Below are 23,989 nucleotides of genomic sequence, written 5' to 3'. Positions count from 1 at the left end.
TAAGGTTACCGGAGACCCTTATGTATCGCTTTTTAATAGCCGCGACACTTGTTATTTTCAGCTTAGGTATTTCGGCAAAAACATACGATGACAAAAGCCTGTATGCCTTACTTGATGATATCTGGCAGTACGAACTGTCGGTATCTCCACTCCTTGCCTCTCGTCAGGGTAATACTGAGCTTGCTCATGCCCTTCCAGATATATCCATCAAAGGACTTGAAGAGCAAAACAAGCATTGGCTGGATTATCAAAGCGAGTTAGCTAATTACAATGAGAACAACCTAACTCAAGAAGCCTATATTGCTTTACTGATGCAGCAATATCGTTTGGCTAATTATATCGACCAATACAAGTATCGCGATTACCTTGTTCCTATAAATTCAGAGTACGGATTCCATAGTGCAATGGCCTCTCTGCCTAACTTATCGACTTTTAAGCGAGTAACAGATTACAAGGCATACATTAGTCGCTTACAAGGGTTAAAGCCTTATTTCGAACAGCAAATTGCTTATATGGAACAAGCGCTGTCAGAGGGCTACACTCAACCACGCGTTGTACTTGAGGGTTTTGAAAACTCTATCTCGACATACTTAGTTGATGATGTAAAAGACAGTGGCTTCTACTCTCCGTTCATGCAGTTCCCCGATTACTTTAGTGACACTGAGAAAGCATCTTTAGAAAAACAAGGACAGCAGGCAGTACGTCAGTTTGTACTGCCCGCTTATCAGGCATTTTATGACTTTATGGTTAACGAATACATTCCAGGGTCACGTACTACTATAGCCGCGGAAAAATGGCCTAACGGGGTTGAGTACTATGCCAACCGAGCGAAACACTACACAACAACCGATATGACACCTCAAGAAATCCATGAGCTTGGTTTGTCTGAGGTAGCGAGAATTCGCGCCCAGATGCAGCAGATTGTTGATGATTTGGAGTTTGACGGCTCAATAAACGCATTCATCACATTTTTACGTGAAGATCCGCAGTTTTACGCCACCAGCGCAGAAGAGTTATTAAAAGAAGCCTCGTTCATTGCAAAGAAAATGGACGCTAAACTGCCGTCTTTATTTGAGTATCTGCCTAGAACACCTTATGGCGTGGCACCGGTTCCAGATGCTATCGCTCCTAAATACACCACCGGCAGATACATTCATCCTAGCAGAGATGATGAGCCTGGCTATTATTGGGTAAATACTTATGCGCTTGATAAGCGTCCACTATATGCGTTACCTGCATTAACGCTGCACGAAGCCGTACCTGGTCATCACTTACAAATTTCGTTGGCAGCAGAGCTTGAAAACCTTCCTATGGTACGCCGTAACACATACATTTCTGCATTTGGTGAAGGCTGGGGCTTATATTCTGAGTTTCTGGGTATAGAAGCAGGTATTTACGAAGACCCTTACGATAACTTTGGTCGCTTGAGCTATGAAATGTGGAGAGCCTGTCGCTTAGTTGTCGACACAGGTATGCACACCATGGGGTGGAGTCGTCAGAAAGGGGTAGATTACATGATGGAAAATACTGCTTTGTCAGAGCACAACGTTAACACCGAAATAGACCGCTATATTTCCTGGCCAGCCCAAGCTTTGTCTTACAAAATAGGCGAGATAAAGATAAAAGCCTTAAGACAAAAAGCAGAGTCTGCATTGGGCGAGCACTTCGACGTACGAAAATTCCATCGTGCTGTTTTAGAGAACGGCTCTGTACCTCTTTTCATTTTGGAACAGAATATTGATGCGTTTATTGAGGAACAAAAGGCGAAGGAAATATGATTATTGCTTTTAGTATTATTGGCTTACTTCTGCTGCTTTTGATTTTCTTTGTGCTTCGCACACAGAACTTGCAAAAAGAACTAACGCTTTCTCGTCATTCTAATAAGCAAAGTAATAGCAAGGCCAACTACGCTTATCGAAACTTAGTTTTAGTAACCGAGGCTTTAGAAAAAAACCTTACGCAGCGGTTGCAGTCTCTATATAAAAGTCGGCTTATTACGCAAGAACAGCACAATAGCTTATTGCCCTTAATGACATGTTTTGCCAGCATTGTAATGAACTGCTGTGAAAAAGGTGACACGCTAGAAGAATCGCTCAAGAAAGTGTTAACCGACGAAGATCCATCGCTTGAGGGAATACAGTTGGTAGTAAAAGAGTTACCAAGTAACCTAAGAATGCTGTGGTCGAAAAATACGGCGGATAGCTTTATTGCTTTTTGTCAGGCTGTTACAACAACAAAAAGCGGCGACGCTTCAGAGAACAGTGTTCCAGCTCAGAAAGCATCGTAACTGCCTCAACACTGTAATTTGCTATTCTTATTCATTGAAAGCTGCTGTTTAGGCAGCTTTTTTGTTTTTTATTCTGCTTTGCCTTTTGTTTTGCCCTTTTGCTTATCACACCTAATTCAAAAAGAAATTTAATACATTCTCTTTTCAAAATAATCAGTATGTTAGCGTGAAGTTATGCGCAGAAGCGTCGGTTTATCTTGAAAAGACAATACCTCTCTCTATAATACTGTACATATATACAGTTTTTGTTGGTGTTATGAATAAGTCAGTATCTGCATTAGAAAACCATCCCCACATATGGAGGGCAAGAGAGCAAAGCCAATGTGAAGAACGTTTTTCACTTGGCTATGATCAACTCGATCAGGCACTCAATGGCGGCGTATCGCCATCTGGCGTTGTACGCATACGCACGCTTACAGGTATTGGCGAACTGTCACTGTTTAAACAAGTATTAAGTCAGCACCGCAGCCACAAGATGATTGTTTTTATCAATCCGCCTGGCAGAGTCCAAACTCCGTGGTTGGAAGCATTTGGAATAAATGCTGAGCAAGTATTAATTGTTAAGCCGCATACCGAAAAAGAGTCGCTATGGGCTACAGAACAATGCTTAAAAAGTACGGCTTGTCATTGTGTTGTGGTATGGAATAACGCGGTAACGGCAAAAGAAGCCCGACGTCTGCAAGTAGCCGCAACACATAATGATGCACTCTGCTTACTGTTTACTGCGCCGAATAAAAATAGCAACGACGTAACGCAGACTCTGCCCATTTCCTTAGATTTATGCCTTCATTACCGCGAGCACGCCCTTGAAATTAATGTGTTAAAACAGCGGCAAGGCTGGCCAAAAAATAACATTGTTATACATAACAAGTGGACGGTGGATAACCGTGCAATCAAATGGGCTTTAGAACATAACAAAGTGAAGCGTCACGTTCTGCACTCTGTGAGCTAGCTATGTTGTGGGCATATCTTTATTTTTATCAAATTACTCTAGATACGCACCAAGAGAGCGGTCTTAGCCCTGTTGATAGCGCTCACCTAGAAATACCTTCCTCACCTGTAATTGTTTATTGCGAAAAAACGAATCATGTTGTTCAACGCAATCATGCCGCTTTACAACAAGGTATTGAAATAGGTCACGGGCTAGCTCAGGCAGCAGCTTTGTGCCCGCACGTATGTATCATTCCTTTCAATGTAGACAACGAGCACCTCACACTGACGCAGTTAGCACACCGCTTGTACCCTTTAGCGTCAGACATTGTGTTAGATACTCATAATACGCTTGCTGTTCGCCTTGATAACTTGGTGCATTATTATGGTGGACACAAAGCACTGTGGAACACTCTAACCCATGAACTTTCGCAGTCAAATGTGCATTACCATTTCGCTACGGCCTGGTCTATTGAGGCAGCTAAAGTACTTGCTTTAAAGGGCATTGATAGATATTACGATAATCACGATGATATAAGGCAATCGCTATCGCACTGCCCGCTGTCTTTAACGGCGTTAAATAAAAAAACAAAAGAAGCGCTCACCCGAGTAGGTATTCACCGCGTTCATCAGTTACTTGCTATGCCTGTGCATGAGTTAGGCAGGCGATTTGATAACAATACCATCACTTATCTCACCGCCTTACGCGGAGAAGTATTTCCCCGAGTAAAACTCTTTCGTCCTGCGGAACATTTTGAGCACTTTGCCTTACTACCCTTCGATGTTGAGAACACTCAACACCTTATTCCCTTTATGGAAAAGCTGCTGGAGTATCTTGCACACTATTTACGCGCTAGAAATTTACAAACATCTACGCTTAGTTTTCATATAGCTTTTAGAGATCAGCCGTCGAATCACCTCGAAATAAAGTCTGCACTACCACAGAGTACTAGCGACAGCTGGCTTTCCTTACTTAAACTTCGTATTGAAAACCTAGTTTTACCCGAACCCGCGGTATCACTGACACTGCGTTGCGATAACTTTGAAGCCATTGACGATAACAATGGGGACTTCTTTAGTAACCGCTTTAATGATGTGGCACAAAAACAACTTATTGGGCGTTTAAATGCAAAGCTCGGTGAAAAGTGCACGTTTAAACCAAGTATTTCAAACACGCATCAATTTGAATATATGTCTAACGGGCCTCGTTTAACAAAAGAGACGGTATTTTCATCAGACATTGTTCCTACTTTTCTTTTCGAGGCACCTAAACCACTTACTCAGTCTACGCAGGTTTGTTTTGGCCCTGTAAGGCTTCACAGTGAATGGTGGCACGATGCGCCGCATAAACGCGATTACTTTATCGCACAAACCCGGCAAGGCGTACGCATGCTTATCTTTAAAGATGAAGCAAGCAAGTGGTGGGCACAAGGCTTATTTAGCTAATACACCTATGAACTACAGCGAACTTTTTTGTCAAAGTCACTACAGCTTTCTCACTGGGGCCTCTTCTCCTGCAGAGCTAGTAACGACTGCTTCATTCTTAGGATATCAAGCCATTGCTATTACTGATGAGTGCTCGGTGGCAGGTGTGGTACGCGCATTTGATGAAATAAATCATCAGCGCTTACCTATTAAACTAATTATCGGAAGCTACTTTGTATTCGACGATTCACTTTCTTTTGTCTTGCTATGCCCAAATAAAGAAGCTTACAGCGAGTTATGTCGAATAATTACCAATGCACGTAGGCGTTCCGAAAAAGGTGAATATCAGCTGGCAGAGTGGGACTTGCGAACGATAAAGCACTGTCAGTTTATTTGGCTTCCTTCAGGGAAAAAAGAATACGACGACCGCTGGGCAATATGGCTGGCTAAACAGTCGGCGATTAATGTGTATATTGGTGCTCAGCGACTTCTTGATGGTAGTGATCACCACAGATTTGAAAATTACAACTACCTGCAAACTACCTACGAACTCCCAGTTATAGCCTGTACTGGTGTACTCATGCACCACAGTGAGTGCTTACCATCACAGCACGTTTTACATGCAACACGAGTGCATACTCGCATTGATGATATAGGCCGCGCTGCATTAAGTAATGCCGAGCGAAGCTTGCGGACAACACAAAAAATTAAAAAGCTGTATCCAGAAAAGTGGATCCTTAATACTAATAACTTAGCGTCGCAATGTAGTTTTTGCCTCAGTGAGTTGTGTTATCAATATCCAGCAGAACTTGTACCTTCCGGTTACACGCCAACATCGTACCTACGAGTGTGTGTTGAAAAAGGCATTAAACGACGCTTTCCCGATGGTTTACCTCCTGAAATAAGCGCCATCATAGAAAAAGAGCTGGTATTAATTAAAGAGCAAGAGTATGAATACTTTTTCTTAACTATCTACGATATTGTTCAGTTTGCTAAGCAACAGGGTATCTTATATCAAGGTCGAGGCTCTGCTGCTAACTCTGTCGTGTGTTATTGCCTTGAAATTACCGCCGTAGACCCACGCCAAATTAACGTTTTGTTCGAGCGATTTATCTCTAAAGAACGTAACGAACCGCCTGACATTGACGTGGACTTTGAACATCAACGACGAGAAGAAATCATTCAATACATCTTTCGTAAGTACGGTAGAGAACGTACCGCGATTGCCGCAACTGTTATTTGTTATCGCTTTAAGTCGGCATTTAAAGATGTCGGCAAAGCGTTGGGATTTAGTGAGTCACAGCTCGACTTCGTTATTAAACAAATAAATCGTCGTGACCGAGTTATTCCATGGAAATCGCAACTCAGCGGTCTCGGTCTAGACCCAAGCAACAAACGGGTTAGCCTTCTTATAAATTTAACTGAACAACTACTAGGTACACCTAGGCACCTATCACAACACGTGGGAGGCTTTGTTATTAGCGCCGGCCCTCTCTATGAACTTGTTCCCGTTGAAAATGCGGCTATGCCAGAGCGAACAATTATTCAATGGGACAAGGACGATATAGAAGCCCTTGGCTTGCTTAAAGTAGATGTACTCGCGCTGGGAATGCTCAGCGCGATACGACGCACATTTGAACTCATTAATAAGCAATTCCCTGTGGAAGTGAGTATTCCTTTTATTACTAAATTAGGCGACGACAAACAGGTTTTTGATATGATTTGCCAAGCCGATACGGTAGGCGTATTTCAAATCGAGTCTCGTGCTCAAATGTCGATGCTACCGCGACTAAAGCCACGTAAGTATTACGATCTTGTTGTGCAAATAGCCATTGTCAGGCCAGGTCCCATTCAAGGCGATATGGTGCACCCTTACCTCATTAGGCGCCATGGCAACGAAGTTGTTAGTTACCCATCAAAGGACGTTGAGAAAGTATTATCGCGAACCATGGGCGTTCCTATTTTTCAGGAGCAGGTTATTCAGCTTGCTATGGTAGCCGCTGGGTTTAGCGGTGGAGAAGCAGACCAATTGCGAAGAGCGATGGCAAGCTGGAAAAAAGATGGTCGTATTTTTGAGTTCAGAGATAAATTAATCAAAGGTATGACGGATAAAGGCTACGATAGCGGCTTTGCACATAACCTTTTTGAGCAGATTAAAGGCTTTGCTGGTTATGGGTTTCCAGAATCTCACTCAGCTTCATTTGCTGTGCTTGCGTATGTTTCTTGTTGGTTAAAGTTTTATTTCCCAGTAGAGTTCTATACTGCACTTCTCAATAGTTGGCCAATGGGGTTTTACACTCCATCTCAGTTAGTACAAGACGCAAAACGCCACGGTATTACCGTTTACCCTCCTTGTATTAATAACTCTGCTGTAGAGCATCTTATGGTAGTAGAAAACGGCCAAAAGCAGTTACAACTTGGCCTCATACTCGTTAAAGGATTAAGTAAAGAAAGCGCAGAAATCGTAGTGCAGCAGCGGCCTAAAAAGGGGTTTTCCACGGTAAACCAAGTTCGGCAGTTAAACTTACGCAGTAATGAGCTTGAGGCGCTAGCAAGCGCTGATGCGTTTCGTTTGATATCTGGCAATAGATACGAAACTCGTTGGCAAATGATGGACAGCCAAGGTAGCCTGCCACTTTTTGATGGCGACACTTGTTATCAAGAAATTGATAGCGTTTATGATAACAGCAAAGTTGAAAAACCGCTGCTGGGTCATGCTCCCTCAGAAGCGCAGAACCTACTTGAAGACTATGCCTCAACGGGATTATCGGTTAGCAGACACCCTATATCCTTACTGAGGCAGGCGAAAGATCTTAGCCGTATCAGTTGGGCTAACGCTCTTGCAGGCAAACACAACAGATCGGTAGTAAGTATTCTTGGTGCCGTTACTGGAAGACAAGCGCCTGGCACAGCTTCAGGTGTTACCTTTCTTACCCTTGAAGATGACACTGGCAATATAAACGTAGTAGTGTGGCAAGCAACAGCCAGAGCTCAGCAACAGGTGTTTTTAAAAGCGAAGCTTCTACAAGTTAACGGTATTGTTGAGCATTCTAAAGAGGGCGTTATACATGTTATTGCCGGTAAGCTTATTGATAGAACACCTTGGCTGGAAACAATCGCTATTCCATCTCGAGATTTTCATTAAGATGGGTTATTTTAGTTATAGATATGCTGACGTGCCATACAAGTATTTTCATTCTGGAGTGTTAAATGAAGCAACGGATAGCAGCAAGCCTTTTTATCATATGCGGTTTATTATGCTCATCTTACGCACTAGCCGAGCGCTTTATTGTTGGAGCACAAAACTTAACTTATTTTCCTCATTATGATTTTGAGTCTGATGTTGATAAAGGCGTTGGCTGGGCAATTTTAGAAGCTTTTTCTGAAGCATCAGACCATGAATTTATTTATGTAAGCTTGCCCATAAGACGGCTTCAGATGGAACTAGCCAAAGGCAATATCGATTTTGTCTACCCAGACAACCCAAGGTGGTATAACAGTATAACCAACACCGACGATAAAACTTTTTCGTTGCCGTTAACTTATACCGTAACAGGCACTATGGTAAAAAAAGGCAAGGCCGGTAAAGGGATAGATTCTATTAAGCAACTTGCCATGCCCCTTGGGTTTACTCCAGTTAACTGGCAGCAGAGAATTAATAACGGTGATACGCAACTAACCGCTGTTCAGGATATTCCACAAGGGTTAGCTTTGCTGCAACAAGAAAGAGTTGATGCGCTAGATTTAGAATACAACGTGGCTCGCCACTCTATTAGTCGCCTGTCTCGATATGATGACATCACTTTAGATCTCACACTTCCACATAATGAAGTTCCTTTTTCTCTATCCACTCTTAATAACAAGAAAGTCATTGATGAATTAAATACTTTTATTGCAACTAACCCAACGCTGATTGCGAGCATTATTGAAAAGTACGAAATCGCTTACCTCTCCGAGCTATATCCTATTTTGATGCGTGAGCAAGGCTTAGCGCCTGATGAGGTATGGTTAAAAGAGGCTCCTGCCAACAATTAGCTCTTTAAAACCTACACTCAAAAACTTCACGTTACCACGTGTAAAAACTGCATATTGATCAGTAAATTACACTTCACTGCATATTTAGACTCCAACTCGAAAAGACCTAAACCTCTGATTTTATGAGGGTTTAATTTTGGAAGCTATCTTGCTTACACTTCTTATAATTAAGGAGTTCCTATGAAACGTCATTCACCGTTATTCTATTTTTCGCTTTTCTCTACTCTACTATTAAACGCTGCGCCACTTTGTGCAAAACAAACAGTTAGTGCTGACTACATGCATGGCTTCGACGGCATTGACGGTGTTAGATTTGCTTATCGCCCTATCACTCAAGATATCGCCACATCATGGTTTGGCGACATCAAATTATATTGGGAAGCCAGTGCTGTAGTGTGGGAGTACGGTGAGACCAATACAAGAAGCACCAGCTATGCAGTATCTATTACCCCAGTTTTCATGAAACAAATAACGGACATTGCTGATAAGTATCCTCTTTACCTAGAAGCAGGCATTGGCGCTAGCTATATTGGGGATCAGGAAGTCGCTGGTAAAGATATTGGGTCAAATTACCAATTTGAAGACAGGCTAGGGCTTCTCATGGAACTAGATGAAAGCCAAGATGTTGCAATCAGATACATGCACTTTTCAAATGGCGGGTTAAACAGTGACAATCCAGGTCTGGACTTTCTTAACCTCTCTTACGCATACCATTTTTAGAATTGATAAAGAGGGTCAGATCCGCATTAGCACACTTACCTGTTAGGAGGTAGGCTCTAGCGTGGGCTAGCATCACTTTAAGTCTCTAAGGAGGGTATCGCTAGGCTGTGAAGGAGTGCTTAATGTGGATCTGACCCCGTTTATGATTTTTGGGATGCTAGAAAGCAAAAAACCCGCCGTTAGGCGGGTTTTTCTTAATGGGACCTGGCAGTGTCCTACTCTCACATGGGGAGACCCCACACTACCATCGGCGCTAATACGTTTCACTTCTGAGTTCGGAATGGAGTCAGGTGGTACCGTATCGCTATGGCTGCCAGGATAAAACTGATAACAATTTAGGAAAGTTTGATATTAATTCAATCAGTGAGTAACTTACTTTTCACTCTACTTGTAGTGCAAAATCATGATTGCTTTTTATCATGACTTTTGCGCAAGGAGGACCAACAGTACATAGTGTTGTTTGTCACATCCTATCGATTTGCTTATCAATTTGCTTACAACGCCAACTTCTCTTCGAAGCCTTTTAGGCGTTGTATGGTTAAGCCTCTCGGGCAATTAGTACAGGTTAGCTTAACGCCTTACAACGCTTCCACACCCTGCCTATCAACGTCATCGTCTATAACAACCCTTCCAGACCTTAAAGGTCAGGGATGACTCATCTTTGGGCCGGCTTCCCGCTTAGATGCTTTCAGCGGTTATCCGTTCCGAACGTAGCTACCGGGCAATGCCATTGGCATGACAACCCGAACACCAGCGGTTCGTCCACTCCGGTCCTCTCGTACTAGGAGCAGCTCCCATCAATCATCCAACGCCCACACCAGATAGGGACCGAACTGTCTCACGACGTTCTAAACCCAGCTCGCGTACCACTTTAAATGGCGAACAGCCATACCCTTGGGACCGACTTCAGCCCCAGGATGTGATGAGCCGACATCGAGGTGCCAAACACCGCCGTCGATATGAACTCTTGGGCGGTATCAGCCTGTTATCCCCGGAGTACCTTTTATCCGTTGAGCGATGGCCCTTCCATACAGAACCACCGGATCACTATGACCTACTTTCGTACCTGCTCGACGTGTCTGTCTCGCAGTTAAGCTAGCTTATGCCATTGCACTAACCTCACGATGTCCGACCGTGATTAGCTAACCTTCGTGCTCCTCCGTTACTATTTGGGAGGAGACCGCCCCAGTCAAACTACCCACCAGACACTGTCCACAATCCCGATAAGGGACCAATGTTAGAACATCAAACATACAAGGGTGGTATTTCAAGGACGGCTCCACACAATCTAGCGACTGTGCTTCGAAGCCTCCCACCTATCCTACACATGTAGGTTCAATGTTCAGTGCCAAGCTGTAGTAAAGGTTCACGGGGTCTTTCCGTCTAGGTGCGGGTACACAGCATCTTCACTGCGATTTCAATTTCACTGAGTCTCGGGTGGAGACAGCGTGGCCATGGTTACACCATTCGTGCAGGTCGGAACTTACCCGACAAGGAATTTCGCTACCTTAGGACCGTTATAGTTACGGCCGCCGTTTACCGGGGCTTCGATCAAGAGCTTCGCTTACGCTAACCCCATCAATTAACCTTCCGGCACCGGGCAGGTGTCACACCCTATACGTCCTCTTACGAGTTTGCAGAGTGCTGTGTTTTTAATAAACAGTCCCAGCCACCTGGTCACTGCGGCCTCCATTTGCTTACCACGCGAAGTGTTCACAAACAGAGGCGTACCTTCTCCCGAAGTTACGGTACAATTTTGCCGAGTTCCTTCACCCGAGTTCTCTCAAGCGCCTTAGTATTCTCTACCTGACCACCTGTGTCGGTTTGGGGTACGGTTCATATAATCATAAGTTTAGAAGCTTTTCCTGGAAGCAGGGCATCAACAACTTCACTCCCTTGGGAGCTCGTCTCGTGTCTCGGCCTTTCTCTTTTAAAGAGCGTATCCGGATTTACCTAAATACGCAGCCTACTCACTTTCACTTGGACAACCAACGCCAAGCTTGCCTAGCCTTCTCCGTCCCTCCATCACTGATTATACAAGTACGGAAATATTAATCCGTTTCCCATCGACTACGCATTTCTGCCTCGCCTTAGGGGCCGACTTACCCTGCCCTGATTAGCATGGGACAGGAAACCTTGGTCTTCCGGCGTGGGAGTTTTTCACTCCCATTATCGTTACTCATGTCAGCATTCGCACTTGTGATATGTCCAGCAAGCTTTACAACTCACCTTCATCCACTTACACAACGCTCCCCTACCCAGCACAGTAAACTGTGCTGCCGCAGCTTCGGTATATTGCTTAGCCCCGTTACATCTTCCGCGCAGGCCGACTCGACTAGTGAGCTATTACGCTTTCTTTAAAGGGTGGCTGCTTCTAAGCCAACCTCCTAGCTGTCTATGCCTTCCCACATCGTTTCCCACTTAGCAATATTTTGGGACCTTAGCTGGCGGTCTGGGTTGTTTCCCTCTCCACGACGGACGTTAGCACCCGCCGTGTGTCTCCCGGATAGTTCTCATTGGTATTCGGAGTTTGCAAAGGGTTGGTAAGTCGGGATGACCCCCTAGCCTTAACAGTGCTCTACCCCCAATGGAATTCGTCCGAGGCTCTACCTAAATAGATTTCGGGGAGAACCAGCTATCTCCCGGTTTGATTGGCCTTTCACCCCCAGCCACAAGTCATCCGCTGACTTTTCAACGTCAGTCGGTTCGGTCCTCCAGTTGATGTTACTCAACCTTCAACCTGCCCATGGCTAGATCACCGGGTTTCGGGTCTATACCTAGCAACTCAACGCGCAGTTAACACTCGCTTTCGCTACGGCTCCGCTATTCGCTTAACCTTGCTACTAAATATAAGTCGCTGACCCATTATACAAAAGGTACGCAGTCACCCCATCACTAAGCACCCTGCTTGATTTTTTGCGGTTTACCGTTGGCTGCTTCGCAGGTCAACGTTGACGTTAAATCAAACTGGCTATTATGCTTTGTGAGTCACATCACTAAAGGCACTTAGTGATGGGGCTCCCACTGCTTGTACGTATACGGTTTCAGGTTCTATTTCACTCCCCTCACAGGGGTTCTTTTCGCCTTTCCCTCACGGTACTGGTTCACTATCGGTCAGTTAGGAGTATTTAGCCTTGGAGGATGGTCCCCCCATATTCAGTCAAGATAACACGTGTCCCGACCTACTCGATTTCACTGTAAAGCACGCTACGTGTACGGGGCTATCACCCTGTATCGCTCCTCTTCCCAAAGGATTCCACTACACACTAAACAGCTTAAGGGCTGCTCCCCGTTCGCTCGCCGCTACTAGGGGAATCTCAATTGATTTCTTTTCCTAAGGGTACTTAGATGTTTCAGTTCCCCTCGTTCGCCTCGTTACACTATGTATTCATGTAACGATACCTGTAAACAGGTGGGTTTCCCCATTCGGACATCTGTGGCTCAAATGCATTTTGTCGGCTCACCACAGCTTTTCGCAGACTTACACGTCCTTCATCGCCTCTAACTGCCAAGGCATCCACCGTATACGCTTCGTCACTTAACCATACAACCCTAAAAAGCCTTGAGTATCGGCCTCATGTCCGCCTTTTGAAATCGGACAAGGGTAATGTTGTATGCATGACAAGCTAATCGGAAGAATTGCCTTGCTATCTTCTTGCTAATCGGCTTGCCGATTGGCACGCTTTTCAGCGCTTTTAGATAACAAGCAATTCAAGTCAAGTAGAGTAAAAAGTGCGTCTTTCGACTTCTCAATTACTCTTCTGATTGATTACTATTAATATCAGCTTTCCAAATTGTTAAAGAACATAATCTTGTTCTAACGAACAAAACAATCTGTGTAGGCACTGCATCAAGGCGTCTTTCGACGTTTTTGGTAAGGAGGTGATCCAACCCCAGGTTCCCCTAGGGTTACCTTGTTACGACTTCACCCCAGTCATGAAACACAAAGTGGTAATCGTTCTCCCGAAGGTTAAACTAACTACTTCTTTTGCATCCCACTCCCATGGTGTGACGGGCGGTGTGTACAAGGCCCGGGAACGTATTCACCGCAATATTCTGACTTGCGATTACTAGCGATTCCGACTTCATGGAGTCGAGTTGCAGACTCCAATCCGGACTACGACATTCTTTAAGGGGTCCGCTCCACATCACTGTCTCGCTTCCCTCTGTAAATGCCATTGTAGCACGTGTGTAGCCCTACACGTAAGGGCCATGATGACTTGACGTCGTCCCCACCTTCCTCCGGTTTGTCACCGGCAGTCTCCTTAGAGTGCCCAACTAAATGCTGGCAACTAAGGACAAGGGTTGCGCTCGTTGCGGGACTTAACCCAACATCTCACGACACGAGCTGACGACAGCCATGCAGCACCTGTGTCAGAGTTCCCGAAGGCACCAATCCATCTCTGGAAAGTTCTCTGCATGTCAAGTGTAGGTAAGGTTCTTCGCGTTGCATCGAATTAAACCACATGCTCCACCGCTTGTGCGGGCCCCCGTCAATTCATTTGAGTTTTAACCTTGCGGCCGTACTCCCCAGGCGGTCTACTTATCGCGTTAGCTTCGCTACTCACGACTTAAAGTCACAAACAGCTAGTAGACAGCGTTTACGGTGTGGACTACCAGGGTATCTAATCCTGTTCGCTACCCACACTTTCGCACATGAGCGTCAGTCTTTGGCCAGGGAGTCGCCTTCGCCACTGATGTTCCTCCAGATATCTACGCATTTCACCGCTACACCTGGAATTCCACTCCCCTCTCCAAGACTCTAGTCTGCCAGTTCTAAATGACCGTCCCAGGTTGAGCCCGGGGCTTTCACATCTAGCTTAACAAACCGCCTGCGTGCGCTTTACGCCCAGTAATTCCGATTAACGCTCGCACCCTCCGTATTACCGCGGCTGCTGGCACGGAGTTAGCCGGTGCTTCTTCTGTTGCTAACGTCACGGTGAGCAGGTATTAACTACTCACTTTTCCTCACAACTGAAAGTGCTTTACAACCCGAAGGCCTTCTTCACACACGCGGCATGGCTGCATCAGGGTTTCCCCCATTGTGCAATATTCCCCACTGCTGCCTCCCGTAGGAGTCTGGGCCGTGTCTCAGTCCCAGTGTGGCTGATCTTCCTCTCAGAACAGCTAGAGATCGTCGCCTTGGTGAGCCTTTACCTCACCAACTAGCTAATCTCACTTGGGCCTCTCTCTGCGCCGGAGCCTAAGCCCCGTTTGGTCCGTAGACGTTATGCGGTATTAGCAGTCGTTTCCAACTGTTATCCCCCTCGCAAAGGCAAGTTCCCAAGCATTACTCACCCGTCCGCCACTCGTCAGCGATGTGCAAGCACATCCTGCTACCGTTCGACTTGCATGTGTTAGGCCTGCCGCCAGCGTTCAATCTGAGCCATGATCAAACTCTTCAATTAAATATATCGAATTATGAATCGTCGTATAGACACTCTTAACGAGTGCCCACACAGATTGTCTTGTCTAAATTGTTAAAGAACATAGCGACTTCGTCGCTATCTCACCGTAAGCCGTTGCTTCTTGGTGACTCACCCTGTTCGAGTGAGGTGCGCATTATACGCTGGAAGTTTTTACTGTCAACACCTTTTGAAAATTTATTTTCTTAAAGCTAACTTCGAAACTCCCGTCTTTACTGCCTTACAAAGGTAGTAGAGACTAACTTCGCGGTGTCTGCCGTTTGGCTTTTCCCCCGAAGCGGATGCGCATTTTAGGGATCTGAGCGCTCACGTCAACAAGTATTTTAAAAAAAGTGTCATATTTCGGTTTTTCGCTTAAATATCCTACACAACGAACAATAATCAAACTATTTTTGTTGATAATTGGCTGTTCGTATGAGACTTAGCATTACTATTTTGGTTCGCTAACTTAAAACATAAGCCTCTTAACGTACTAAAACGGTCAAAATAGTCGACAGCTATTATTATTCATTTACAGTTGGCGTAACCTTACCTACACCCTACGATTTTAAATGAGGAAGAATATTGTGGCTTTACGCACGTACAAATCAGTAGCACCAAATATAGGTGAACGTTGTTATATTGATGAGTCGTCTGTGTTAGTGGGAGACGTATCTCTTGGTAACGACAGCAGCATATGGCCGTTAGTTGCCGGACGGGGAGACGTTAACAAAATTCAGATTGGAAATAGAACTAATATTCAAGACGGCACAGTACTGCACGTTACTCGCCGCTCTACGCAGAATCCCGACGGGTTTCCCCTTATTATAGGCGATGATGTTACCGTAGGTCATAAATGCATGCTTCACGGCTGCCAGCTGGGAAATCGAATACTTGTTGGTATGGGCGCGATAATCATGGATGGCGCTATTGTGGAGGACGATGTGTTTATAGGTGCGGGTACCCTGGTGCCTCCTAACAAGCGTTTAGAAAGCGGATACCTTTATGTTGGAAATCCAATGCAAAAGAAACGCCCCCTTAAGGAAAGTGAATCGGCGTTCCTTAAACAATCTGCTATTAACTACGTTATTTTGAAAGACGAATATATCGAAGATACCAAATAGCCGTTTGCTAGCCATACAAGCACTATTGAACTTACGCCTTCTTATTCAATACTATCTGTAGAAGGCTATTTTTATATTCTAAAGATTCTCTGCGCTCTTTTTACAAATAGCGTTTACTCGTTCTGTATGTCACTGGTTATTTATAAGCTCACGGACCTTGTTCACTATGGCATTAGTTTTTGGCTGTTTTCCAGTCCATATAGAAAATGCAGCAGCAGCTTGCTCAACTAACATGCCCAAGCCGTCTAAACGCTTTTTGACTCCATATTTATGCGCCTCTTGCATAAACACGGTCGGCGAGTTTTTATAAACCATGTCGTAAACAACTTCGCATTCATCTAATAGTGCTTCAGACATATGGCAGGGTAACTCTTGATGCAAACTCGCAGCCGTTGAATTAATAGTTATATGCGGCTTTATAGCGGCAATATCATCTAGCGCAACGACATCTAAATTTGAGTTGCTCACGGCCGCGGAAATTTGCTGCGCTTTTTCTAATGTTCTATTGGTAATGATTAACTGAGCAACTGAAGCTTCTAATAAGGGAGATATTACGCCACGTGCCGCACCACCCGCGCCAATTAACAGCACACGCTTATTCTCGAGCTGTACATTGTTGTTCAACAAATCATTAACTAACCCAACGCCGTCTGTATTGAAACCTTTAATCGAACCATCCGGACACTTCATCAGCGTGTTTGCGGCCTGTGCGTCTTGCGCTGCCTGGTCATCTATATTTGCCATATTAAACGCATCGAGTTTAAACGGCATAGTAACGTTACAACCAACCGCCTCTGGTTGTGCCAAAAACGATGACGCCTTTTCAACGAAGCCATCAACTGGCGCTAATATTTTTTCATATGAAATGACCTCTTCACATTGTTCAGCAAACATTTGATGAATGGTTGGTGATAAACTCTGCTCAATAGGATTTCCAAATACGGCGAATTTTTTCATGGGAATACGTAACTTCTTTAATATAAAACGAAAGGGCGAAAACCGCGTAGATGAGACTACACCATATTACCGCATAGGTGGAGAGGAGAAAGTTCGAGAACTAGCAAATAGGTTTTATGATGTAATGGAAACCGATCCACTAGCCGCAGAGTTACTGGCTATGCATCCAATGCCTCTTGATAGAATACGGCACGTATTCTTTCTTTACTTGAGTTTATGGATGGGAGGTCCCGATGACTATCAACAGCAATTCGGCCACCCTAGATTGAGAGCTCGCCATTTGCCTTTTAATGTCACTCCAGCTTTAAAAGAGCAATGGATGTACTGCATGAGAAAGGCAATGTTTTCTACTACAGATGACATTATGCTTGCGAACAAGCTGCTTCAGGCATTAGAGCAACTGTCTAGCCATATGATTAATTCAAAATAAAAAAGCGCGTTACTGAACCGTATTGTCCTAAAAGATAAAAATCAAATAGAGGCAAACTCAGTGACGCGCAGACTTTTTAACGGTTTATGCTCTTTTTGGCATATTTCGCAGTTGCATAGCATTGCGTTTGGTTAGAAAGTATAACCAACCGACACAGTATAAACCCAAGGGTCAATTTCTATATCGTTTACCGCACCGCTGGCTTCACCAACTTTAAAGCTGGCTTCTGTGTCAATATCGATAAAGCGAACCGACGCGTTTACATGCCATTTGTCATCAACAATATAATCCATACCCACTTGAGCAGATAAGCCAAAAGAATTATCCAGTGATAAATCGCTCAGGCCAGCTTGGCTATTTGCCGAAGTAAATTCTTCGTCGAAGATAAACGTGTAGTTAATGCCCGCGCCAACATAAGGTTGAAATGCTGAGCTGGCATCGTTGAAATAGTAGTTAGCGGTTAATGTTGGCGGAAGGTGTGTTACCTCACCAAGCTTATTGCCAGTGCCCAATGGATCGGCCACTGAAAACTCAACATCGTGTTTGAACGGCGTCGCTGCAAGCAATTCAATATTGATGTTGTCTGTAACAAAGTAGGCTATGTTAAGACCAAGCTGCGTATCGTTTCCGATATTCAACGCAACGCCCAAGTCGGCGCCACCCGCAACAATATTAGAGGTAGATTCGTCTGGCGCTACAGTTGTTAAACCGCCTCGAACAAGCCAGTCACCTTGTTGATGAGCATTAGCGAACGGAGCAACAGCCGCTAGAGCAAGACAGATTGCTGATATAGTTTGTGTGCGCATAGTGTGTCTCTCGTGTATTTAAATAAGATGGCGCCACTTTAACGCCTGTAGTACGAGAGGTGTTGATCTAGCGCAAGTTTCGCTAGCTACTGAATACGCTTCAGATTCAATGTTGATTTAGATCAAAAGAGAAGGTTGAAAACACGTAGCCGAGGGGGCTTTCAACACGGCTACGCTTCACTTTGTGCGTAAAAAGCTCGCATGATAATTGGATTAGTTAAGACTAATGACAACAACTCAGCTTTCGTTACCAGTCTGTTGGCTTCAACCAATCTGTTAATTTTGCTTCTGCACTGCCAGAGGCCGGAGAATAACAATATTCCCAGCGCGCTAATGGCGGCATAGACATTAGAATAGACTCGGTTCTCCCCCCGGTCTGTAAGCCAAATAGCGTGCCGCGGTCGAACACTAAGTTAAACTCTACGTAGCGTCCTCTCCGGTAAAGCTGAAAGTCTCGCTCTCTCTCACCATACGCAGTATTTTTTCGTCGCTCAATAATGGGCACATAGGCATCAATATATCCGTTACCCACTGCCTGCATAAAGGCAAATGATTGGTCAAACCCCCACTCATTCAGGTCGTCAAAAAACAGTCCTCCAACGCCACGAGTTTCATTGCGATGCTTGAGATAAAAATAGTCGTCGCACCACTTTTTATATTTCGAGTAAATATCGTCTCCAAAAGGCAAGCACAACTTTTTAGCGGTGTCGTGCCAATGTTGAACATCTTCTTTGAAAGGATAAAACGGCGTGAGGTCAAATCCACCACCAAACCACCAAATGGGTGATTCGCCCTCTTTTTCTGCAATAAAAAAGCGAACATTGGCGTGAGACGTAGGCACATAAGGATTATGAGGATGAATAACCAATGATACCCCCATTGCCTGAAAATTCCTGCCAGCCAATTCTGGGCGATTAGCCGTTGCAGATGCTGGCATTTGGCTACCAAATACATGGGAGAAGTTTACCCCACCCTGCTCAACCACATTGCCATTTTTCATGACACGAGAGCGACCGCCGCCGCCTTCTTCTCGAACCCAGCTGTCTTCAGCAAATTGTCCCTTACCATCGGCCAACTCTATAGTTTGGCAGATAGTATCTTGCAGGTTTAGTAGATAAGACTTTACTGCTTCAATAACCTCGGCGGCATTTTTGCCATCAAGTAATTCTGCTGACATCATGATCTGATTATTTCTCCTGTGTCTCCATCTCTTATCGTGCTGGGTTTGTCATTCCCTCCTACTTCGCCATCAACATAAGTAACAGAGTTGCCAAATATATCTCTCGCTTCTTCGATAGAACGGGCCGGTGGCTGCCCTGCTAAGTTTGCGCTGGTAGAAACAATAGGTTTGCCTAGTTTATTACACAGACCTGTGACTACAGCGTGATTTGTCACTCGAACTGCAATTTTATCATGAGAGCCCGTTAGCCACTCAGGAGCCGTTTTCGACTTAGGTAATAACCAGGTTATGGCACCAGGCCAACTTGAAAATATGTCAGTACGCCGGTGTTGTGGCACCGCCTCGTCATCGACATAGGGAAGCAACTGACTATAGTTAGCAGCAATCAGAATAACGCCCTTTTCTACAGGGCGCTGCTTTGTCTTCAGTAGGAAATCCACTGCGGCTTTGTTATCTGGGTCACATCCAATGCCCATAACGGCCTCTGTGGGATACACCAAAAGCTTACCGGCGTGAAATGCTTCAACAATAGGATCGCTGCTAGCTGCCCCTTCGTCATCCGGGCTGTATATATCTACGCTCCCGTTTTGGGTATCAGACATTGTTTGTTATCTCTAAGTGATGTTTATTTTTTAAAGCCGCATAAAGGCTGAGGGCATGCATATTCACTTTTTTTGTGAATTAATACGCCCCAACCACATTCTGGACACGCTTCATTGATGGGTTCAGAATTTAGCACATATCTGCATTTGGGATAATGATTACAGGCAAAAAACTGTTTCCCATATTTGCTGGTGCGGGAAATTAATTCACCCACTTTACATTTTGGACAATGAACGTGGGTTTCTTCTTGTTGCTTAAGCGGTGCAATGAAGTGGCAAACTGGAAAATTGGTACAGCCAATAAACATACCATAGCGGCCTTTCTTAATTCCCAGCTCTGATGAGCAATCAGGACACGTTACTCCGTCTAACGTTTTGAGTAGGGTGGTTTGATTATCGTGTAAGGGTTTACTGAAATTACAGGCAGGATAAGCAGTGCAACCAATAAACGGACCGCTTTTGCTATTTTTTATATGTAACGGCTTACCGCAGTCAGGACAATCACCAAAACTGTCTTCTAGTGCGTGCTCATTTGCTGAAAATAACGAGTGGTCTATTTTAGGCATGGTGGGATAACGTGGATAACTGCGTAATGATAAAAGCCACCACTGCAATACTGTAGGGCGGCTACTGGCTTATCATTGGAGTGCATTAATGAAGAACGCCGTCTGGCTCTTCAAAAAGCAAATCTTCCATTTGGGCATACGCTTTTTCTTTTCCTGGTACATTAAACAGCACCATAAGCACAACCCACTTTAAATCTTCTAGACAGAATTCGTTAGAATCTATTTCCATTACTCGATCGATGACCATTTCTCGAGTAGAAGCATCGAGCACGTTAACTTGCTCAAGGAACATAAGAAAGCCTCTGCACTCTACGTCTAAACGCATTTGCTCTTCATGCGTGTAAATGCGGCTTAAACTTGTATTAATTCCCTTACAAAAATAAGGCTTAATGTCTGTTTCTTGCAAAGCAGCTAATTTTTCTAACCACGCGAGCGCCTTATATATCTCATCATGATGAAAACCAGCCCGCACTAACTCGTCGGTCAGTTCATCTTGATCGACACGTATTTCAGTCTCACTATGGATGAAATTTTCAAACAGATACATGAGGATATCGAACATTTTAATTGCCCCTCAATTTAATGTAACCGCCAGGGACAGCAGTTACTAAATCGCACAACTCGTATTCTAGTAATAATGCCATGGCCTGCTGGACAGGCATGGAGCCGCGCTGCGCTATAACATCTATTGCGGTAACGTCGTAATCCACACTAGCTAATAATTTATCAGTTGCCAAGCTATTCAATTCACTTTTTTCACTTTCAACGCACCTACTCTCTTTTTCAGGTAACGCCTCAATGGCTAATTCGTCGAAAATGTCATTAACATTCGTAACTAATTTAGCGCCCTGTTGAATTAACCAATGACATCCTTGGGCATGCGTATTAAAAATACTCCCGGGAATAGCAAAAACATCTCGCCCCAGATCTGCGGCCATATTTGCTGTTATCAAGGTACCGCTTTGAATTTTTGCCTCTACCACCAGCGTACCTAAAGACATTGCTGCAATGATTCTATTTCTCCTTGGAAAATGCCAAGCTTTGGCAGGAATACCGGGGAAGAACTCTGTAATAATAGCACCTTCAGCTGCAAGAATATCAGAATGTAGTGATTTGTGTTTAAAAGGGTAAATAGAATCTGGTCCTGTGCCCATTACTGCAATGGTTTTACCGCATCCATGTAAAGCGCCTTTATGCGATGCTGCATCTATACCAAGCGCCATGCCGCTTGTTACTGTAATGCCTTTGATAGAAAGCGCTGCTGCCATCTCTTCAGCTGTTTTCTTGCCTTGAAAGCTTGCTCGACGACTACCTACCATCGCTATTTGCGACTGTTGCAACAGCGACGCATTACCTTTAACGAAAATTACGAGAGGTGGATTATCTAAACTTGCGAGCATATCTGGGTAATCGCAACAACCGAAAGTGATCATTTTATTTTCGGATGCTTCGTCTAACCATATTAATGCTTTTTCAACCGACTTCTCGCAAACTTTGTTCAATAAGGTTTTAGCATTTTCTGGCAGAGAACGCTCAGGGTTAACATTGAATAGATCTTCAGGCCTACAAGATAAGCTAGCTAACAGCGCTAACCACTTTTTCGTCGCTATGCTGTATGAGGAAGCTAGACGAAGCCATGCTGCTGCATTTTTGGAAAGGGTACTTGAAGAATGATGCATTGCCGCTCCGTAGTTAGCGCGGCAATTATCATATGTCGCGTTATGGATTTGCGACTATAAAGCCGCGTTTTATACCTGTGTTTGCTCGGGTGATTAAGCCATAGCTTGCCGCGCTAAAAGTTTTGTAGATTATGACCTCTCCCACTTTAAGGGCCGGCTGCTCTACTGCATTAATAAGCCACTCACGCCCGCTTTGTATTTGTGAGTTGGTAACGTATTTAGGCGTATCGTCGTTGATGATAGAGGGGCCCTTTGCATAAATGCCCATTACGGTACCGGGTTCTACTTCCGAGTCACCCAAATCGAGAATAATCACATCGTATTTTCCCAATAAATCGTGATCGTGAACATCACCGATAACGAAGCCTCTCTGCACTGTAGCCGGTTTTAACACTAAGCTTTTCTCATGGGAAAAGTTCCCCTCGAACAACTTGTCTCCCAAATTCGTCTCTTGGGTAGACTGAGTAAGCGACAGTAGCATCGAGTCGTCATCTATCGACTCTGTAAATACCTGGGCATCAGCTACGTGAGAAACCTGCACCCCTAATACTCTTCCATCGAGGTTTTTGATGATAGATTGCTTTCTCACTACGTGTAACTGTTCAGTAGTATTGAAATTCGGCTCACTGACAACCAAATCATCAGCGGCAAAGCGCACATTCGCGTCTTTATTTCCTAACACCCTTGGCATCATATCGAAGCTGTCTAAATCAATGATGGTGTGTTGATTTATATACGGTGCAATAGCACTCCAATCCAATGTATCTATAGGCGACGGTTTTACTCGCTTTTCAGCCTGGGGAGAAAGCGAAAGAAAGGGTTTGTCACGCTGGATTGAAAACACGGGTTCGCCGTCTATCATGCCCACAATAATAACATCGCCGGGATAGATTAAGTGAGGGTTGTCGATTTGTGTATTCGTTCTCCATAACTCAGGCCATAGCCACGGCTTGTTGAGAAAAATAGTTGCGATATCCCATAACGTATCACCGCGTTTTACCGTGTAAGTTTGCGGAGCACTGTCTTTGAGCTGCAGGGCGAGCACAGGCAAAGTTAGAAATGCCAACGTTGCAGCTATTATTAATTGCCCATATTTTTTTAATCGCATATTCAAATTAGATTCCCGCAAAAGTTTCGCTGTCGCTTATTGTTGCTTTTTAAGACAATACCACTATATCGACAGTTACGCGTGTTCTTAAAGGACTATGGCAAAAAACTGCACTAAAGTCTGTGTTATACGTTAGAATAGTAAGTAAATTGGCACTGTAAAGTGCGTTGGTAAATAGATCGTATATGAATTTATACAGCGAAAAGGCAAAGTAAGCGACAAATGGCAATATTAGATGTATTAAGTTTTCCCGACGAACGTCTTCGCACGGTAGCAAAGCCGGTCGACAACGTGAACGACGAAATTAAGCAACTTGTTTCAGACATGTTTGAAACAATGAAAGACGAAAAAGGTATCGGTCTTGCCGCTACCCAAGTAGATCGTCACGTTCAGGTTGTGGTGATGGATGTGTCAGAGGAACAAAACGAACCTCGCGTTTTCATTAACCCTGAAATTACGCGAAAAGAAGGCGCAACAATCAGCGAAGAAGGTTGTCTTTCTGTGCCCGGCAACTATGCAAAAGTAGAGCGTGCAGAAGCTATCACAGTGAAAGCACTTGATGCTAATGGCGACAGCTTTGAGTTAGAAGCAGAGGGGCTACTTGCGATTTGCATTCAGCATGAGCTTGACCACCTTAGAGGCGTTTTATTTATCGATTACCTCTCGCCGTTAAAGCGTCAACGTATTCGCAAAAAGCTCGAAAAAGAAGCTAGACTAGCAGCCAGAGCTTAAGGA

Annotated in this window: 18 protein-coding genes and 3 rRNA genes; 10 read left to right on the top strand and 11 right to left on the bottom strand. The window is 44.4% G+C overall.

Annotated elements, in window-relative coordinates:
- Nucleotides 1-20: 20 nt before the first annotated feature.
- From CW735_RS00205 to CW735_RS00175, 7 genes are all read left to right on the top strand, one after another.
- Nucleotides 21-1,778, top strand: coding sequence for a DUF885 domain-containing protein (locus tag CW735_RS00205; protein ID WP_071978165.1), 1,758 nt, complete (start codon nt 21-23; stop codon nt 1,776-1,778).
- Complete coding sequence (locus CW735_RS00200) at nt 1,775-2,287, top strand: hypothetical protein (protein WP_071978164.1); 513 nt, start codon at nt 1,775-1,777, stop codon at nt 2,285-2,287. The genes CW735_RS00205 and CW735_RS00200 overlap by 4 nt, the downstream gene beginning before the upstream one ends.
- A 256-nt stretch (nt 2,288-2,543) precedes the next feature.
- Nucleotides 2,544-3,239, top strand: a complete 696-nt coding sequence (gene imuA, locus CW735_RS00195; RefSeq protein WP_071978163.1) for a translesion DNA synthesis-associated protein ImuA — start codon at nt 2,544-2,546, stop codon at nt 3,237-3,239.
- Between the two features lie 2 nt (nt 3,240-3,241).
- Nucleotides 3,242-4,663 carry a Y-family DNA polymerase gene (locus CW735_RS00190; protein WP_071978162.1) on the top strand — a complete coding sequence of 474 codons (1,422 nt, stop codon included), beginning with the start codon at nt 3,242-3,244 and terminating at the stop codon, nt 4,661-4,663.
- A 7-nt stretch (nt 4,664-4,670) separates the two neighbouring features.
- On the top strand, nt 4,671-7,787 hold the full coding sequence (locus CW735_RS00185) for an error-prone DNA polymerase (RefSeq protein ID WP_071981072.1): 3,117 nt from the start codon (nt 4,671-4,673) through the stop codon (nt 7,785-7,787).
- Nucleotides 7,788-7,852: 65 nt separating this feature from the next.
- Nucleotides 7,853-8,677: a transporter substrate-binding domain-containing protein gene (locus CW735_RS00180; protein ID WP_232230530.1), complete on the top strand. Its 825-nt coding sequence runs from the start codon at nt 7,853-7,855 to the stop codon at nt 8,675-8,677.
- 180 nt (nt 8,678-8,857) lie between these two features.
- The gene (locus tag CW735_RS00175; RefSeq protein WP_071978161.1) at nt 8,858-9,397 is read left to right on the top strand and encodes an acyloxyacyl hydrolase; all 540 of its coding nucleotides are present in this window, start codon (nt 8,858-8,860) and stop codon (nt 9,395-9,397) included.
- Nucleotides 9,398-9,599: 202 nt separating this feature from the next.
- Here the strand turns inward: CW735_RS00175 and rrf are convergent.
- The 3 genes from rrf to CW735_RS00160 form a co-directional block, all read right to left on the bottom strand.
- Nucleotides 9,600-9,715: ribosomal RNA gene (gene rrf / locus CW735_RS00170) — 5S ribosomal RNA — on the bottom strand.
- A 216-nt stretch (nt 9,716-9,931) separates the two neighbouring features.
- Nucleotides 9,932-12,941, bottom strand: a 23S ribosomal RNA gene (locus CW735_RS00165).
- A 331-nt stretch (nt 12,942-13,272) separates the two neighbouring features.
- Nucleotides 13,273-14,805: ribosomal RNA gene (locus tag CW735_RS00160) — 16S ribosomal RNA — on the bottom strand.
- The 16S, 23S and 5S rRNA genes sit together here, the layout of an rRNA operon.
- Before the next feature lie 569 nt (nt 14,806-15,374).
- Between CW735_RS00160 and CW735_RS00155 the strand changes: the two genes are divergently transcribed.
- Nucleotides 15,375-15,926: a gamma carbonic anhydrase family protein gene (locus tag CW735_RS00155; RefSeq protein WP_198520986.1), complete on the top strand. Its 552-nt coding sequence runs from the start codon at nt 15,375-15,377 to the stop codon at nt 15,924-15,926.
- A gap of 129 nt (nt 15,927-16,055) precedes the next feature.
- Here the strand turns inward: CW735_RS00155 and aroE are convergent, their stop codons facing one another.
- The gene (gene aroE / locus CW735_RS00150) at nt 16,056-16,883 is read right to left on the bottom strand and encodes a shikimate dehydrogenase (RefSeq protein ID WP_071978159.1); all 828 of its coding nucleotides are present in this window, start codon (nt 16,881-16,883) and stop codon (nt 16,056-16,058) included.
- On the opposite strand from aroE, the gene CW735_RS00145 reads away from it, so the two are divergent.
- Nucleotides 16,882-17,313 (top strand): group II truncated hemoglobin, encoded by a 432-nt coding sequence (locus CW735_RS00145; protein ID WP_071978158.1) that lies wholly within the window; start codon nt 16,882-16,884, stop codon nt 17,311-17,313. The two genes, aroE and CW735_RS00145, sit on opposite strands and share 2 nt — an antisense overlap.
- A gap of 131 nt (nt 17,314-17,444) precedes the next feature.
- Here the strand turns inward: CW735_RS00145 and CW735_RS00140 are convergent, their stop codons facing one another.
- The 7 genes from CW735_RS00140 to CW735_RS00110 form a co-directional block, all read right to left on the bottom strand.
- Nucleotides 17,445-18,119 (bottom strand): OmpW/AlkL family protein, encoded by a 675-nt coding sequence (locus tag CW735_RS00140; RefSeq protein WP_071978157.1) that lies wholly within the window; start codon nt 18,117-18,119, stop codon nt 17,445-17,447.
- Nucleotides 18,120-18,366: 247 nt separating this feature from the next.
- The gene (hemF, locus tag CW735_RS00135) at nt 18,367-19,299 is read right to left on the bottom strand and encodes an oxygen-dependent coproporphyrinogen oxidase (protein ID WP_071978156.1); all 933 of its coding nucleotides are present in this window, start codon (nt 19,297-19,299) and stop codon (nt 18,367-18,369) included.
- Nucleotides 19,296-19,901: a Sua5/YciO/YrdC/YwlC family protein gene (locus tag CW735_RS00130; RefSeq protein WP_071978155.1), complete on the bottom strand. Its 606-nt coding sequence runs from the start codon at nt 19,899-19,901 to the stop codon at nt 19,296-19,298. Before CW735_RS00130 ends, hemF begins: the two co-directional genes overlap by 4 nt.
- Before the next feature lie 23 nt (nt 19,902-19,924).
- A complete protein-coding gene (locus CW735_RS00125) occupies nt 19,925-20,467 on the bottom strand; it encodes a DNA topoisomerase family protein (RefSeq protein ID WP_071978154.1) in 543 nt (180 codons plus the stop codon).
- Between the two features lie 85 nt (nt 20,468-20,552).
- Nucleotides 20,553-21,029, bottom strand: coding sequence for a DUF494 family protein (locus CW735_RS00120; RefSeq protein ID WP_032095212.1), 477 nt, complete (start codon nt 21,027-21,029; stop codon nt 20,553-20,555).
- A 1-nt stretch (nt 21,030) separates the two neighbouring features.
- Complete coding sequence (dprA, locus tag CW735_RS00115) at nt 21,031-22,146, bottom strand: DNA-processing protein DprA (protein WP_071978153.1); 1,116 nt, start codon at nt 22,144-22,146, stop codon at nt 21,031-21,033.
- Between the two features lie 40 nt (nt 22,147-22,186).
- Nucleotides 22,187-23,254 (bottom strand): LysM peptidoglycan-binding domain-containing protein, encoded by a 1,068-nt coding sequence (locus CW735_RS00110; RefSeq protein ID WP_071978152.1) that lies wholly within the window; start codon nt 23,252-23,254, stop codon nt 22,187-22,189.
- A 222-nt stretch (nt 23,255-23,476) separates the two neighbouring features.
- Here CW735_RS00110 and def point away from each other — a divergent pair, with 222 nt between their 5' ends.
- On the top strand, nt 23,477-23,986 hold the full coding sequence (def, locus tag CW735_RS00105) for a peptide deformylase (protein ID WP_071978151.1): 510 nt from the start codon (nt 23,477-23,479) through the stop codon (nt 23,984-23,986).
- The last annotated feature ends 3 nt before the right edge of the window (nt 23,987-23,989 follow it).

This window comes from Alteromonas sp. MB-3u-76, assembly GCF_002831605.1.
GTDB classification, from domain to species: Bacteria; Pseudomonadota; Gammaproteobacteria; order Enterobacterales; family Alteromonadaceae; genus Alteromonas; species Alteromonas hispanica.
Note: the sequence above shows the minus strand (reverse complement) of the source record. Positions and strands in the feature narration are given on the sequence as shown.